This is a genomic window from Dactylosporangium sp. CS-047395 (genome assembly GCF_050942185.1).
GTDB lineage: Bacteria > Actinomycetota > Actinomycetes > Mycobacteriales > Micromonosporaceae > Dactylosporangium.
Genome location: NZ_CP192015.1, coordinates 7,102,668 through 7,116,975 on the forward strand (window position 1 = coordinate 7,102,668; position 14,308 = coordinate 7,116,975).

A 14,308-nucleotide genomic window follows, 5' to 3' on the forward strand; every position below is an offset into this window, starting at 1 on the left:
CGTCCGTTGCGCTCGCACGACCGGGCCGATTTCACGCTTGCTCGGCCGGGCCGGTTTTCGCGTTTGCTTGCTCGACCGGTCAGGAGGCCGTCGGGGTCGGGGCGGCCGTGGTCTGGGCCGGGGCCGGAGCGGCGGGCGTGGCGCCCGGGGCCGGCGGGATGTTGCCCGGGCGGCCGTAGCCGGGGCCGGGGCCGCGGCGGTCGCGCGGGTCGCCGTTGCGGTAGTGGTCGTTGCGGTCCCAGCCCGGCCCGACGCGCTGCGGGCCGTGGTGGTGGCCGACGACGAGCGCGCCGACGGCCGTGACGCCGGCGCCGAGGCAGCAGCCGACGATCAGGGCCAGGATCGCGATCAGCAGGCCATTGCGCCTGCCCCGGCCACCGCGCCAGCCTTGGCCGCGCCATTCGCCCCATCCGGGACGGCCGGGCGGCGGAGGCGGCGGTGGACCGGCCGCGGACGGGGCGGCCGGTGGGGCCTCGGCCGCACTCGCCGCCGCAGCGACGTGCGGCGTGTCGGCCGCGGTGGTCGCGGGAACGGTGCGGGGAGCGTCGGCCGCGGTGGCCGGCGGCGTCATGGGTGCGGAGGGGACCGGGTCCGGGTCCGGGACCTGGCGCTTGGTTTCGGAGGTTTCCTCGCTCATGTCACCAGCTTCGATCGCATCGCTAAGGACAGCGAGCGGACGTTCCTAAGAATTGCGTGAGAGAGTCGAGCTCTTAGGCAATTCTTAGGCCCGCGCGCCGGAGACTCTCACGCGCCGTCGTGAGACTCGGGGGCGTGGACGAGGGGGCGGGCTTGCGGATACTCGTGGTCGACGACGACGCCGCCGTGCGGGATTCGCTCGCGCGGACGTTGCGCTTCGAGGGGTACCAGGTCGAAACCGCCTTTGACGGCGCGCAGGCCCTCGCCTCGGTGCGCGCCGCCGAGCCGGATGCCGTCGTGCTCGACGTCAGCATGCCGGTGCTCGACGGCCTCGAGGCATGCCGCGAGCTGCGGGCCGGCGGCGTGCTGGTGCCGGTGCTCATGCTCACCGCCCGCGACAGCGTCGGCGACCGGGTCGCCGGGCTGGACGCCGGCGCCGACGACTACCTGGTCAAGCCGTTCGCCCTGCAGGAGCTCCTGGCCCGGCTGCGCGCGCTGCTGCGCCGGGCCCGCAGCGGCGGCAGCGCGCCCGCGGCCCCGGGTGGTGAGCTGCGCTTCTCCGACCTGCGGCTGGACCCGCAGACCCGCGAGGTGTGGCGGGGCGGGCGGCTGCTGCGGCTCACCCGCACGGAGTTCAGCATCCTCGAGGTGTTCCTGCGCCACCCCCGCCAGGTGCTGACCCGCGAGGTCCTCTTCGAGCACGTGTGGGGCTACGACTTCGGCGAAACGTCCAACAGCATCCATGTGTACCTCGGGTACCTGCGCCGCAAACTCGAGTCCGACGGCGAGCCGCGCCTGCTGCACACCGTCCGCGGCGTCGGTTTCGTCCTGCGCGAGGAGCCGCTGTGAGGGCCTGGTGGCACCGGCGGACACTCCGCGACCGGCTGTCGATCCTGGTGTCCGGGGCGGTCGCGGTCGCCGTGCTCGTGGTGGCCGCGGTCGCCTTCGCCGCCGTGTTCGAGATCCAGCACCGGCAGTTGCAGTCCCAGCTCACCGCCGACGCGCAAGCGATCGCCGCGCAGCCGGACCAGTGGCGGGCGGGCGCGGCGCAGCTGCCCGAGCCCGACCGGCAGTACGGGCCGCCGGCCGCGCCCAACGGCCCCGGCCAGCACGGCCCGCCCTGGCACCGGCCCCGCGACCTCGGCACCCGCTGGCAGATCGTCGACGCCGACGGGGCCGTGGCCACCGACTCGGCGCTGCCCGTCACCGCCGGCGTCGAGCAGGTCCTCGGCGGCCGCCGCAGCTCGGTGCAGGAGACGGTGGTGCTGGAGGGCGAGCGGTACCAGATGCTCACCGTCCCGGCCACCGGCGGCGGCGTGGTGCAGGTCGCGATCAGCCAGGACCCGGCCGGGCGGACCATCGCCCAGCTCGGCGTCCTGCTCCTGGCCGGCTCGGTGCTCGGCATCGCCGGGGCGGCGCTGCTCGGCCGGGCCATCGCCCGCGCCGGCCTCGCGCCCGTGACCCGCCTGGCCGAGGCGGTCGAGGGGGTGGCGGTGACCATGGACCTGACCCGCCCGGTGCCCGTCCACGGCGCCGACGAGATCGCCCGCCTCGGCCGCTCGGTCAACGCGATGCTCGGCGCGATCGGCGCCGCCCGCCGCGCGCAGCGCACCCTGGTCGAGGACGCCGGCCACGAGCTGCGCACCCCGCTCACGAGCATCCGCACCAACGTCGAGCTGCTGCTCGCCGTCGAGCGCCGCCCCGAGCTCGCGCACCGGCTCCCGCCGGAGGAGCGCGCGAAGCTCCTGGCCGACCTCGAGGCGCAGGTCGGCGAGCTGGCCACGCTCACCACCGAGCTGGTCGAGCTGGCCCGCGAGGACACCACCCGCGAGGACCCGGTCGACGTGGACCTCGCCGACGTCGTCGCGGCGGCGGTGGAGCGCGTGCGGATCCGCGCGCCGGGCCTCACGTTCGCCACCGACCTCGCGCCGGTGACGGTGCGTGGGCGGCCGGGCGAGCTGGAGCGGATGGCCGTGAACGTGCTGGACAATGCGGCGAAGTTCAGTCCGCCCGGGGGTACCGTATCCGTGGTCCTGACCGCCGGCGCCACCCTCACGGTCCGCGACGAGGGCCCCGGCATCGACGAGGCCGACCGTCCGCGCATCTTCGAGCGGTTCTATCGCGCACCCGCGGCTCGGGGGCTACCGGGCTCGGGCCTCGGGCTGGCCATCGTGGCGCAGACGGCGGCCCAGCACGGCGGCCAGGTGTTCGTGTCGCCCAACCATCCACAGGGGACGGTCTTGACGATTCGACTACCGTCGTTGCCATGACGCTTCGGTGGACGCCGGCGCTGGCGGTCCTGCTCCTGGCCGCCTGCTCGGCCGCGCCCACACCTGTTCCTTCGGCTGTTCCTGCGCCTGTTGCGCCTTCTGCGCCTGCTTCATCGATTTCGGCCCCGCCGGCCTCCCCCGCGGCGGCCGATCTGAGCCTCGCGTTCGCCGGAGACGTGCACTTCACGGGCCGTACGGCGGGCCTGCTGCAGCACCCGGAGACGGCGCTCGGGCCGATGACACCAGTGCTGGCGGGGGCGGACCTGGCGGTGGTAAACCTGGAGAGCGCGGTGACCACGCGGGGCACGCCAGAGCCGAAGGAGTACCACTTCCGGGCCCCGTCGACCGCGTACGACGCCCTGAAAGCCGCCGGAATCGATGCGGTGACCATCGCCAACAACCACGCTCTCGACTACGGCCGGGTGGGCTTTGCCGACACCCTCGACGCCGCGGCCGCCAAGGACATGCCGGTGTTCGGCGGCGGACGCACCATCGACGAGGCGTACAAGCCGCTGGTCCTGACCGTGCGCGGGGTGCGCGTGGCGCTGCTCGCGTTCAGTCAGATCCACACCCTCGCCGACGAATGGAAGGCCGGTCCGTCCACCTCGGGCATCGCGCTCGCCTGGGACGTACAACGGGCGGTGTCCGCGGTACGCACCGCGCGTACCGAAGCAGATTTGGTGATCGTTTTCAACCACTGGGGCACGGAGACCGTGACGTGCCCGAACACCGACCAGAAGTCGTTCGCCAAGGCACTGGCCGACGCCGGGGCCGACCTGATCATCGGCGCGCACGCCCACGTGCTGCAGGGCGACGGCTGGCTCGGCCGCACCTATGTGGCTTACGGCCTGGGCAATTTCGTCTGGTACGTCGGCCAGGCCGAGACCGGCGTGCTGCGCGTCAAGGTCCACGGCCGCACCGCGGTCTCCGCCGACCTGAGCCCCGCCCTGGTCTCGTCGACCGGCCAGCCGAAACCGGTCACCGGAAGCACCGCGACCGCACAGCTGAAGCGCTTCGCCGACCTGCGCCGCTGCACCGGCCTGGCGGCTACTCCTTCTCCCACGTGACCACATGCACATCGATCCGCTGCGCGGACACGGCCGTGACGCTCACGAGCGAGAAGTAGCCGTCCTGCGTGCGCAGGCAGAACCGGTTGCCCGCCTTGGTGTTCAGCGTGGCCGGCCGGCCGTAGCCGGTCGAGGTCCGGCACTTCGCGTACGTCGCCGGGTCGCCGCTGTTGAGCAACAGACTGTCCACGTAGATCGAATGCCCGCTGCACAGCCCATCGGTCGAGATCTGCGGCGGCGTGCCCGCCTCGAAGTTGATCTGGTGCTTGCAGTTCTGCTCCTGCCCCCACTGCGGATCGAGCGAAGTCAGGTCGTACCCCGAGTTGGGCACGAGCGTGATGTCCCCCTCGTGCCTGATCGCCGGCCCGGCCACGGCGGCCGCACTGGTCGGCGCCGCAGTCTGGGTGCCGGCGCCGGCGGCCTGCGCGGTCGGCCGGTTCGCGAGCTCCCTTTTGAGTGCGGCGTTCTCGCTCTCGAGCGCCTGCACCCGCTGCTGCGACTGATCGGCCTGCTCGTTCGCGCTGTTGCTCTTCACGGCGAACAACGCGGCCACGATCCCGAGAATCGCCGTGACCAGACCGAGCACCGCTGCGACGAACTTGAGCCGCGCCTCCCCCCGCTCGAGCCGGGCCTTCTCGTACTGCTGCGGTGGATGTCCGTACGGCGCCACTGCCCACAACCGCCCGTCGTCGCTCGATCCAGGACCCGTCGCCATATCCTTGCCAGGCGGCACACATCATGTCCATCGATCTGCCCGAAGGTCCGGGCAAGATCCCCCGGCCGTCGCTGCGGGCGTGACCGGTCGTCCCGCGACACGCCCGGATCGTCCGATCGCCCCGCCCCCGGTTCCCGTCAGACGGCGAGCGGGAGCCCCGCGTAGTTCTCGGCCAGGCCCGTGGCGCCGGCGGTGCTCGACGTCACCCAGCGCAACTGCGACAGCTGCAGTTCCGCCTCGAAGGGGTCGTCGGAGGCGTGCAGCATCGTCGTCATCCACCAGGAGAAGTGGGTGCAGCGCCACACGCGGCGGAGGGCGGTTTCGGAGTACGCGTCGATCAGGGCGGTGGTGTGTTCGCGCAGTTGGGCGGTCAAGGCGCGGGCCAGGAGGGCGACGTCGGCGATGGCCAGGTTCAGGCCCTTCGCGCCCGTCGGGGGGACGATGTGGGCGGCGTCGCCGGCCAGGAACAGGTTGCCGTATCGCATCGGGGTCTGGACGAAGCTGCGCATCGGCAGGACCGACTTGTCGGTGATCGGGCCCGGCGTCAGCGTCCAGCCGTCCTGGCCGTGGCCCAGCCGCTTGGCCAGCTCGTCCCATGTCTGCTGGTCGGACCAGCGGGCCGGGTCGGTGCCGTTGGGGACCTGCAGGTAGAGGCGCGACACGGTGGGTGAACGCATCGAGTGTAGGGCGAAGCCGTCCGGGTGCCAGGCGTAGATGAGCTCGTCGGTGGACGGGGCGACATCGGCCAGGATGCCCAGCCAGGAGTACGGGTAGGTGCGTTCGAACACCCGCCGCGCGGGCTCCGGCACGGCGGCGCGGCTCGGGCCGAAGGAGCCGTCGCAGCCGGCGATGACCGTGGCGTCCAGGCGCTGGTGTACGCCGTCGCGGTCGACGAAGGTGAGGTGCGGTTGGTCGGTGTGCACGTCGTGCAGCCGGGTGTCGGTGACCTCGTAGACGACCGGGCCCTGGTGCGCGGCTACCAGGTCCTTCTGCACCTCGGTCTGGCCGTAGACGTGCACGCTGCGGCCGGTCAGGTCGAGGAAGTCGAGGTGGTGGCGTTCCTCCGGCCACTGGAGGTACACGCCGCGGTGTTCGTGGCCTTCGGCGTGCAGGCGGTCGCCCAGGCCGGCGGAGGTGAGCAGGTCGACGGCGGCGTGCTCCAGGATGCCGGCCCGGATGCGCGAGGCGACGTACTCCTGCGAGCGGGTCTCGACCACGACGGAGTCGATGCCGGCCCGGGCGAGCAGGTGGGACAGCAGCAGCCCGGCCGGTCCGGCCCCGATCACGGCGACCTCGGTACGCATGTCACCCAGCCAACCCTCCCGCCGGGAAGCCGACAAGCCCGGCGTTCCGCCTGATGGAAGAGTCCCGTCGCGGGGACGGTCGCGGGCGCATACCGTTCGAGCAATGAGCAGTTTGCCCACGCAGGCCGACATCGACGCGGAGATCGCCGCTGCCGGGGCGACGGGTGGGGGCTCGCAGCCGCGCCTGGACTATCCGCCGTACCGCAGCACGCTCCTGCGCCACCCGAACCGTCCCCCGCTCGCCGTGGACCCGGAGGGCGTGGAGCTGTGGGCGCCGGTTTTCGGGCCGCAGGACGTCGCCGCGGACGAGGCGGACCTGACCATCCAGCACGCGGGTGAGCCGATCGGTGAGCGGATCGTCGTGACCGGACGCGTCGTGGACGGCGACGGCCGGCCGATCGCGCACCAGCTGGTCGAGATCTGGCAGGCGAACGCGGCCGGGCGCTACCGGCACCAGCGCGACCAGCACCCGGCCCCGCACGACCCGAACTTCACCGGCCGGGGCCGCTGCCTGACGGACGCCGAGGGCACCTACCGGTTCGTGACGATCAAGCCGGGCGCGTACCCGTGGCGCAATCACCTGAACGCGTGGCGGCCGGCGCACATCCACTTCTCGCTGTTCGGCACGGACTTCACCCAGCGGCTCGTCACCCAGATGTACTTCCCGGGCGACCCGCTCTTCGCCCGGGACCCGATCTTCCAGTCGATCACCGATCCGCGGGCCCGGGAACGGCTCGTCGCCGCCTATGACCACCGGCTGACGACGCCGGAGCGGAGCCTCGGGTACCGCTGGGACGTCGTGCTGACCGGGGCGCACCGCACGCCGTTCGAGCCGGACGACGCGGCATGAGTGAGACAACTCCGGGACAGACCGTCGGGCCGTTCTTCCACCTCGGCCTGCCGTTCCCGGGTGACCGTGAGCTGGTGCCGGGCGGGCACGCACAGGCGGTACAACTGCATGGTTTTATGCTTGATGGGGCGGCGAATCCGGTGCCGGACGCGCTGATCGAGCTGTGGCAGGCCGATCCCGACGGCCGGGTGGTGCGGGCGGCCGGGTCGCTGCGCCGTGACGGCTGGACGTTCACCGGGTGGGGGCGTGCCGCAACGGACGCGGCCGGGCACTATTCGTTCACGACCCTCGCGCCCGGCGGGGCGGCGCCGTTCTTCGCGCTGACGGTGTTCGCGCGCGGGCTGACGAACCGGTTGTTCACCCGCGCGTATCTGCCCGGCGCGCCGCTGCCCCCGGGACTGCCGGAGTCGCTGCGGGCCGAGACCGACGCGCATGGGTTCCGGTTCGACGTGCGGCTGCAGGGGGAGAATGAGACCGTGTTCCTGACGTTTCCGAGACATCGGTGACCGCCGTCGTGTGCGGGGCCGACGAGGCGGTCGCAGCCGTACGGGACGGCGATACGGTGCTGGTCGGCGGGTTCGGGATGGCCGGCATGCCGGTGACGCTCATTGACGCGCTCATCGCGCACGGGGCCGGCGAGCTCACCGTCGTGTCGAACAATGCCGGAAACGGCGACACCGGGCTGGCGGCGCTGCTCGCGGCCGGGCGGGTGCGCAAGGTGATCTGCTCGTTTCCGCGGCAGGCCGACTCGTGGGTGTTCGACGGGCTGTACCGGGCCGGTCGGATCGAGCTCGAAGTGGTGCCGCAGGGGACGCTCGCCGAGCGCATGCGCGCGGCCGGGGCCGGGATCGGGGCGTTCTACTGCCCGACCGGAGCCGGCACCCCGCTCGCCGAAGGAAAGGAAACGCGCGTCATCGACGGGCGGCAATACGTGCTCGAGTATCCGATCCGCGGCGACGTGGCGCTCATTCGCGCGCACACCGGCGATCGGATGGGCAATCTCGTGTACCGCAAAACCGCGCGCAACTTCGGCCCGGTCATGGCGACCGCGGCGGCGCTCACGATTGCCGAGGTCGTGCGGATCGTCGAGCCCGGCGTGCTCGACCCCGAGGCGGTCGTCACGCCGGGCATTTACGTCGATCGGCTCGTGGAGGTGCCGGAATGACGCTGTCGCTGGACGAGATCGCGCGTCTGGTGGCGCGGGACATTCCCGACGGGTCGTACGTGAACCTGGGCATCGGCCAGCCGACCCGCGTCGCCGCGCATCTGCGCGCCGGGCAGGGCATCGTGCTGCACACCGAGAACGGGATGCTGGGCATGGGGCCGGCGCCCGCCGACCCGGCCGACGAGGACCCCGACCTCATCAACGCGGGCAAGCAGCCGGTGACGGAATTGCCCGGCGCCGCCTATTTCCACCACGCCGACTCATTCGCGATGATGCGCGGCGGCCACCTCGACGTCTGCGTCCTCGGCGCCTTTCAGGTGGCCACGAACGGCGATCTGGCCAACTGGCACACGGGCGAGCCGGGCGCGATTCCGGCCGTCGGCGGGGCGATGGATCTCGCCATCGGAGCGAAGCAGGTGTACGTCATGATGACCCTCTTCGCCCGCGACGGCACCCCGAAGCTGGTCCCGGCGTGCACGTACCCACTCACCGGCCTGGCCTGCGTGAACCGGGTCTACACCGACCACGCGGTGTTCCACCTGACCGGGTCCGGCGTGGTGGTCACGGAGACCTTCGGCACCACCGTCGACGAACTGCGCGAGCGGCTGTCACTTCCGCTCGACGCCGCCCAGTGAGCTGTCCACGTCGAGCGGCTCCCCGCGCAGGAACGCCGTGGTGACCCGCTGGATGAGCGCGACCCGGGCCGGGTTCTCGTCGGTGGTCTCGGCCGACTCGTAGCCGCTGATCCCGCCGAGCGAGTGCTCGCCCCCGAACACGGTGAGCAGCGTCTTGTCGCCGGGGCTCAGGTGGTAGGCGTCGGTGAACCAGTCCGGCCCGCGCGTCGACAGCTGCGACTGGTCGGCGTCCCCGGCCACGACGAGCGCGGGCGTCTTCATGTCGTCGAAGCTCGGGCTCATGAACGGGAAGTGCTCGGCCGCGAACGGCGTCAGGTCGGCGCCGCCCCGGCCGGTGACCGCGAGCAGCACACCCCGGCTCACGCGCGGGTCGCGCAGGTCCTCGCCGTCCGGAGTACGGGCACCGAGCAGCTCACTCGCCGTCTGCGCACCCCACGAGTGACCGGCCACGGCGATGTTCCCGTGGTCGACCCGCCCGCGCAGCCCCGGCACGGCGGCCTCGAGGTCCTCCAGCGAGTCGATGGCGTGCCGCAGGTCGTCGACCCGGACCCGCCACACGTCCGGCGTCAGCGGACGGCCGAGTGTGCGCGAATCGGGGTGCGTGGGCTGGACGACGACGAAACCGTGCGCGGCCCAGTGCCCGGCGAGCGGCTCGTAGCTGCGCGCGGACTGCCCGAATCCGTGCGAGAAGACGACGACGGGCAGGTCCGAGCCATCGACGGGCGCGGAGACCCGCACCCCGCGATCGTGCTGGCTGACGGTGATCGGGTGGACCGAGACGACAGGCGTCGGCATGGTCGCTCCTAACGCTATGCTTAGCGGAACACGGTTCCACTAAGCTATCCGGAACCGCGTTCCGCTTACCACCGGATGTGACGGGAGCAACAGTGACGGAGCCGCCGCGCAAGCGCCGCGCGGATGCCAAGCGCAACGAGGAGGCCCTGCTCGACGCGGCCGCGGCCGCCTTCGTCGAGTCCGGCGTCGACGCCCCGGTGCGCGACATCGCGGCCCGCGCCGGCGTCGGGGTCGGCACCATCTACCGCCACTTCCCCACCCGCGCCGACCTGATCGTCGCCGTGTACCGCCACCAGGTCGAGTCCTGCGTGGCCGCCGGCCCGGCCCTGCTGCGCGACAGCCCCTCACCGCACGCCGCGCTGGCCGCCTGGATCGACCAGTTCGTCGACTTCCTGGTCACCAAGCACGGCCTGGCCGAGGCGATGCGCTCCGACCAGGCCGCCTTCCAGTCGCTGCACGCGTACTTCCTCGAGCGCCTCGTCCCCGTCTGCGCAGGCCTGCTGCACGCCGCCGAACAGGCCGGCGAGATCAAGCCCGGGATGGACGCGCTCACCCTGATGCACGGCATCGGCAACCTCTGCATCGGGGCGGGCACCCCGGGCTACGACACCCACCGGATGGTCGGCCTGGTCATCGCCGGCCTGACGCGGGAAACGGCCCCACGTCAGCACTGACGAACCCGACCCTCCGCGTCGTCCAGCCGATCGAGCCAGGTCGACCACTCGGGGATGCGGCGCAGGCTCTTGGCGACGCCGCGCAGCCGGGCGAGGCATTCGGCGGCGGCCAGCGTGCGGCCGGCCCGGTCGTCACCGCGGTGGCCGAGGGCGCGCCAGAGTAGCCACTCGGCCGTCTGGAGTTGCGCTTCGACGATGCCGTGGAACACCGCGGGTCGGTGGGTGCGACCGGGTGCGGGCCGTCGTGCCAGCGGTGCAGCTGCCAGTGGTGGCGGGTGCCGGCCAGGTCGAGCGTGGCAACCATCGGCGGCAATCGTTCCGCCGTCCGCACGCCGTCCGCCGCCGCCGTGCGTTCGATGCGGGCGGCGGCGCGGTAGGCGTCCCACCACCACGGTTCGGCGACGACGTTGAGGCGTTTCGCGGCGTACTGTCCCGTGTCGGTCGACAGCCGGAAAACCGCATGGGAGACGCCGCCCTCGACGCGGATCAGCGGTGCGGCCGGCGGCCCCACGTCGAAGGCGGCCGCCACAAGCTCCGCCCACAGCCAATCTTCCACGCCGCCATCATGACCGCCGGAGCCAAGTCAGGGACGGCCGCGGTAAGCCGGGCGGGAGTAGGCTTCCGCCATGTTCGACGAGGAACATTCGGCCGACGCCGTCGTCGCGAGCTTTGCCGCGACGCCCGACCCGCGGCTGCGCGAGATCCTCACGGCCCTGGTCCGGCACGCGCACGCGTTCGTCAAGGACGTCGGGCTGACCGGGGAGGAGTGGGCGGCCGGCATCCGGTTCCTCACCGCGACCGGGCAGCACTGCGACGCCACCCGGCAGGAGTTCATCCTGCTGTCCGACGTGCTCGGGGTGTCGATGCTCGTCGAGACGCTCAACAACCGGTCGATCGGCGGGAGCACCGAGTCCACCGTGGAGGGTCCGTTCCACCTGGTCGCCTCGCCGCCGCGGGGGCTCGGGGAGTCGATCGCCGTCGTCGACGACGGGGAGCCGTGCCTGGTCACCGGGAGTGTGGTGGACACCGCCGGGCGGCCGGTGGGCGGGGCGCGCATCGACGTGTGGCAGGCGGACGCGGACGGCTTCTACGACGTGCAGCGGCCGGAGACGGTACCGCAGCAGAATCTCCGGGGCCTTTTCACCGCGGACGGCGACGGGCGGTTCTGGTTCCGCACGATCGTTCCGCGTTTTTATCCGATCCCGACCGACGGGCCGGTGGGCACCCTGCTGGGGGCGACCGCGCGGCACCCGTACCGCGCGGCCCACATCCACGTCGAGGTCTCAGCGCCCGGCGTGCGCACCCTCACCACGCATCTGTTCGTCGACGGCTCGCCCTACCTCGACTCCGACGCCGTGTTCGGGGTCAAGGAGAGCCTCGTGCGGGTCTTCGAGACGGTCGACGACGCCGCCCTCGCCGGGCAGTACGGCATGGCGAACCCCTTCCGCCGGGTCGACTTCCCCGTCGTGGTCCGCCCCGCCGGGAGTGCGTGACTCGTCGGCGCGGACCAGGGCGATGCCGACCAGCACCACGAGGCCGCCGGCCAGCTGCCAGGCGCCGGGGCGCTGGCCCAGCCCGAGCCACGCGAACAGCACCGCGAAGAGCACCTCGAGCAGCCCCACGAACGACGACACCTTGGCTCCCAGCAGCCGGGTCGCGGCGATGCTGGTCGCGTAGGCCAGGGCCGCGGCGATGACGGCCAGCCCGGCGATCGGCACGAACCACGGCATCGAGCGGTCCAGCAGCGTCACGTCGGCCGTCGACGTGTGCCAGGGCAGCAGGCCGGTCACGTCGAAGGCCGCCAGCCCGAGCGCTCCGACGATCATCCCCGCCCACGCCAGCACGATCGGCGGGAGGACGCTCGTGCTGCTGGAGGCCATCACGAAGTACACGGCCAGACCGGTGCCGGCCAGGAAACCCCACATCACGCCGAGCGGGTCGAGGCCGCCGCCCGCCGGGTTGAGGACCAGCACGAGGCCGCCCAGGGCGGCGATGCCGCCGAGGACCGTGAGCCGCCGGGGTCGCTGCCCGTGCCGGAGCCAGACCCAGGCAACGACCAGAAGGATTCCGCCGTACTCCAAAAGCAGCGCGACGCCCACGTCCAGCCGTTGGACGGCGTTGAAGAAGAACAGCTGGCACCCGGCCACGGCGACCAGCCCGAAGGCGAGCACCTCCCCCAGCGCCGCCCGCAGCAGCCCGAAGCGCCCCCGCAGCGACCACAGCGCGAACGGGGTGAGCACGACCGCGGCGATCGCGATCCGGAACGTGACCAGGGCGCCCGGCGTCCAGCCGGTGGCCATCAGCGCGTCGGCGAACGTGCCCGACGTGCCGAACATGGCCGAGCCCAGCACCGCCAGGCCGAGCCCGGCCGCACCGCGACCGTCATGGGCAAACCGCGTTATGCTCATGTCATCAACCTAGATTGACGATCGTAAGGAGTCAAGAAGATTTTTGCTCATGACACCGAGGCGACGCTCATCGCGACCGCCGCGCTCGTCAACACCGACTCCGCCGACGACGGCGAGCTGCTGCCCGACGTCGCCGCGCTGGACGCGTTCGTCGAGCGCGAGCGCTACACCGGGTCGCGCCGCCACGACCGGGCCGAGCTCGACGCCGTGCGGGCGCTGCGGCCCCGGCTGCGGGCGCTGTGGGGCGCGAGCGAGGACGAGGCCGTCGACCTCGTCAACGCGATGCTGCGCGAGGGAAGGGCCCTGCCGCAGCTGGTACGGCACGACGAGTGGGAGTACCACCTGCACGCCACGGACGCGGAAGAGCCCCTGGACGTCCGGCTCATGGTCGAGTTCGCGATGGCGATGGTCGACGTGATCCGGCTCCAGGGGCTCGACCGGCTGCGCGTGTGCGCGGCGCCGGACTGCTCCGACGTACTGGTGGATCTCTCGAAGAACCGGTCCCGCCGGTTCTGCGAATCGGGGTGCGGCAACCGGCAGAACGTGGCCGCCTACCGGGCCCGCAAGGCTAGCGGAGCGTCCTGAACCAGGAGAGCGCGGCCGCCGTGCCGGTCACGTTGGTGCCCAGGTGCGGCGACTCCTCCCACGGGTGGGTGCCGAGGTCGGCGACCGTGGCGTTGCGGGCGCGGGTGGCGCAGAAGTCGCTGCTCGCGGCCGGGACCTGCTCGTCGGCCCGGTCCACGAACAGTTTGACCGGCGCGCGCAGGCCGTCGCAGGACCCGTCGTGCTCGGCCAGGGCCTGCGCGAACGGGCCGGTCGGGTGCCGCAGGACGTCGAGGCCGTGCGCGGTGAACAGCTCCTGCGGCGAGGCGGGCAGGGTCGCCGCCAGGTCCTCGCCGCCGTGGACGCCGTCGTAGAGGGTCTCGACCCTGCCGGCGTACGGCGCGGCGAAGAACTCCTCCGGCCGCTGGTACAGCCCGTGCAGCCGGTTCCAGGCGACCACCAGGTAGCCGAGGTAGCCGACGTTGTACGGGGGCGGGACGGTGCCGCCGAGCAGGGCCGGCAGCTCGTGGCCGCGGAAGTCGAACGCGCCCGAGATCGGGGCGAGGGCGCCGAGGCGGAACCAGTCGTCGGCGCCGTGTTCGAGGGCTCCGCCCAGCGCGGTCGCGGCGCTGGCGCCCTGGGAGAAGCCCGTGACGTACACCTCCCGCTTGAGCGTCTTGGATCGCTCCTGCGCGAACGTGCGCGCGGCGCGCAGGAGGTCGAGGGAGGCCGTGGCCTCGGTGGTCACGTCGAGGTAGGGGTGCGGGCCGGGGCCGAGGCCCATGCCCAGGTAGTCGGGCGCCACGGCGGCGAACCCGGCCGAGGCGTAGGCGAGCGCGGGTGCGACGGCCCATTCGTCGCGCCACATGGACGGGGCGTCCGTGCGGTTCAGTTCGGTGCCGTGCGCGTACGAGACCACGCGCAACTGCCGCTCGTCGTTGCGCGGCAGGGCCACCAGGCCGCTGGCGATCGTGCGTTTCCGGTTCGCGTCGACGGTGCGGTACACCACCTGGAAGGTGTCCACCCCGAACCGGACCTCGCCCGGCGCGAACTGCGCCCCCGTGAGCGTGGCACGCACCGCGGCGGCGTCCAGTGAGCGCAGCGGCTGCACCGCCACGATCTGTCCGCGCCCGTCGTCCCCGCCCTGTGCCGGCTGCCCGACGGCGACCGCGGTGGTCGCCGCCACGAGCCCGAGAACCACTGTGTGCTTCAGCATTCGCATGCCCATGAAGCTATTGGTTGGCAG

16 protein-coding genes and 1 pseudogene are annotated in these 14,308 nt (G+C 72.5%); 10 read left to right on the top strand and 7 right to left on the bottom strand.

Annotation, left to right across the window (positions count from 1 at the left end; all coding sequences use genetic code 11):
* Positions 1–79: 79 nt before the first annotated feature.
* Entirely contained in the window at positions 80–637 is a 558-nt protein-coding gene (locus ACQP00_RS33485; RefSeq protein ID WP_433203074.1) for a hypothetical protein, read from the bottom strand.
* Positions 638–771: 134 nt separating this feature from the next.
* Between ACQP00_RS33485 and ACQP00_RS33490 the strand changes: the two genes are divergently transcribed.
* From ACQP00_RS33490 to ACQP00_RS33500, 3 genes are read left to right on the top strand one after another with little or no spacing between them, the layout of a single operon-like run.
* Positions 772–1,485, top strand: coding sequence for a response regulator transcription factor (locus ACQP00_RS33490; protein ID WP_433203077.1), 714 nt, complete (start codon positions 772–774; stop codon positions 1,483–1,485).
* Positions 1,482–2,906, top strand: a complete 1,425-nt coding sequence (locus ACQP00_RS33495; protein WP_433203080.1) for a HAMP domain-containing sensor histidine kinase — start codon at positions 1,482–1,484, stop codon at positions 2,904–2,906. The genes ACQP00_RS33490 and ACQP00_RS33495 overlap by 4 nt, the downstream gene beginning before the upstream one ends.
* A complete protein-coding gene (locus ACQP00_RS33500; RefSeq protein WP_433203084.1) occupies positions 2,903–3,973 on the top strand; it encodes a CapA family protein in 1,071 nt (356 codons plus the stop codon). The genes ACQP00_RS33495 and ACQP00_RS33500 overlap by 4 nt, the downstream gene beginning before the upstream one ends.
* Here the strand turns inward: ACQP00_RS33500 and ACQP00_RS33505 are convergent.
* Both ACQP00_RS33505 and ACQP00_RS33510 read right to left on the bottom strand, forming a co-directional pair.
* On the bottom strand, positions 3,954–4,643 hold the full coding sequence (locus tag ACQP00_RS33505; RefSeq protein ID WP_433203087.1) for a hypothetical protein: 690 nt from the start codon (positions 4,641–4,643) through the stop codon (positions 3,954–3,956). The genes ACQP00_RS33500 and ACQP00_RS33505 overlap by 20 nt on opposite strands.
* Positions 4,644–4,825: 182 nt before the next feature.
* Positions 4,826–5,992, bottom strand: a complete 1,167-nt coding sequence (locus ACQP00_RS33510; RefSeq protein WP_433203090.1) for a 4-hydroxybenzoate 3-monooxygenase — start codon at positions 5,990–5,992, stop codon at positions 4,826–4,828.
* A 112-nt stretch (positions 5,993–6,104) separates the two neighbouring features.
* Between ACQP00_RS33510 and pcaH the strand changes: the two genes are divergently transcribed.
* From pcaH to ACQP00_RS33530, 4 genes are read left to right on the top strand one after another with little or no spacing between them, the layout of a single operon-like run.
* Positions 6,105–6,842: a protocatechuate 3,4-dioxygenase subunit beta gene (gene pcaH / locus ACQP00_RS33515; RefSeq protein ID WP_433224085.1), complete on the top strand. Its 738-nt coding sequence runs from the start codon at positions 6,105–6,107 to the stop codon at positions 6,840–6,842.
* Positions 6,839–7,348, top strand: a complete 510-nt coding sequence (gene pcaG / locus ACQP00_RS33520; protein WP_433203093.1) for a protocatechuate 3,4-dioxygenase subunit alpha — start codon at positions 6,839–6,841, stop codon at positions 7,346–7,348. Before pcaH ends, pcaG begins: the two co-directional genes overlap by 4 nt.
* The gene (locus ACQP00_RS33525; protein ID WP_433203096.1) at positions 7,345–8,007 is read left to right on the top strand and encodes a 3-oxoacid CoA-transferase subunit A; all 663 of its coding nucleotides are present in this window, start codon (positions 7,345–7,347) and stop codon (positions 8,005–8,007) included. The genes pcaG and ACQP00_RS33525 overlap by 4 nt, the downstream gene beginning before the upstream one ends.
* Positions 8,004–8,642: a 3-oxoacid CoA-transferase subunit B gene (locus tag ACQP00_RS33530; protein ID WP_433203099.1), complete on the top strand. Its 639-nt coding sequence runs from the start codon at positions 8,004–8,006 to the stop codon at positions 8,640–8,642. Before ACQP00_RS33525 ends, ACQP00_RS33530 begins: the two co-directional genes overlap by 4 nt.
* On the opposite strand, the gene ACQP00_RS33535 is transcribed toward ACQP00_RS33530, so the two are convergent.
* Positions 8,616–9,437, bottom strand: a complete 822-nt coding sequence (locus ACQP00_RS33535) for an alpha/beta hydrolase family protein (protein ID WP_433203102.1) — start codon at positions 9,435–9,437, stop codon at positions 8,616–8,618. The two genes, ACQP00_RS33530 and ACQP00_RS33535, sit on opposite strands and share 27 nt — an antisense overlap.
* A 92-nt stretch (positions 9,438–9,529) precedes the next feature.
* Here ACQP00_RS33535 and ACQP00_RS33540 point away from each other — a divergent pair, with 92 nt between their 5' ends.
* On the top strand, positions 9,530–10,111 hold the full coding sequence (locus ACQP00_RS33540) for a TetR/AcrR family transcriptional regulator (protein ID WP_433203105.1): 582 nt from the start codon (positions 9,530–9,532) through the stop codon (positions 10,109–10,111).
* Here the strand turns inward: ACQP00_RS33540 and ACQP00_RS33545 are convergent.
* Positions 10,102–10,320 (bottom strand): hypothetical protein, encoded by a 219-nt coding sequence (locus ACQP00_RS33545; protein WP_433203108.1) that lies wholly within the window; start codon positions 10,318–10,320, stop codon positions 10,102–10,104. The genes ACQP00_RS33540 and ACQP00_RS33545 overlap by 10 nt on opposite strands.
* 417 nt (positions 10,321–10,737) lie before the next feature.
* On the opposite strand from ACQP00_RS33545, the pseudogene ACQP00_RS33550 reads away from it, so the two are divergent.
* Positions 10,738–11,460: pseudogene (locus ACQP00_RS33550) on the top strand (dioxygenase); the annotation flags it as partial.
* On the opposite strand, the gene ACQP00_RS33555 reads toward ACQP00_RS33550, so the two are convergent.
* Positions 11,395–12,519: an EamA family transporter gene (locus ACQP00_RS33555; protein WP_433203111.1), complete on the bottom strand. Its 1,125-nt coding sequence runs from the start codon at positions 12,517–12,519 to the stop codon at positions 11,395–11,397. The pseudogene ACQP00_RS33550 and the gene ACQP00_RS33555 sit on opposite strands and share 66 nt — an antisense overlap.
* Before the next feature lie 138 nt (positions 12,520–12,657).
* On the opposite strand from ACQP00_RS33555, the gene ACQP00_RS33560 reads away from it, so the two are divergent.
* A complete protein-coding gene (locus ACQP00_RS33560) occupies positions 12,658–13,104 on the top strand; it encodes a CGNR zinc finger domain-containing protein (RefSeq protein WP_433224087.1) in 447 nt (148 codons plus the stop codon).
* On the opposite strand, the gene ACQP00_RS33565 is transcribed toward ACQP00_RS33560, so the two are convergent.
* Positions 13,088–14,284: an alpha/beta hydrolase family protein gene (locus ACQP00_RS33565; protein WP_433203114.1), complete on the bottom strand. Its 1,197-nt coding sequence runs from the start codon at positions 14,282–14,284 to the stop codon at positions 13,088–13,090. The two genes, ACQP00_RS33560 and ACQP00_RS33565, sit on opposite strands and share 17 nt — an antisense overlap.
* Positions 14,285–14,308: the final 24 nt, after the last annotated feature.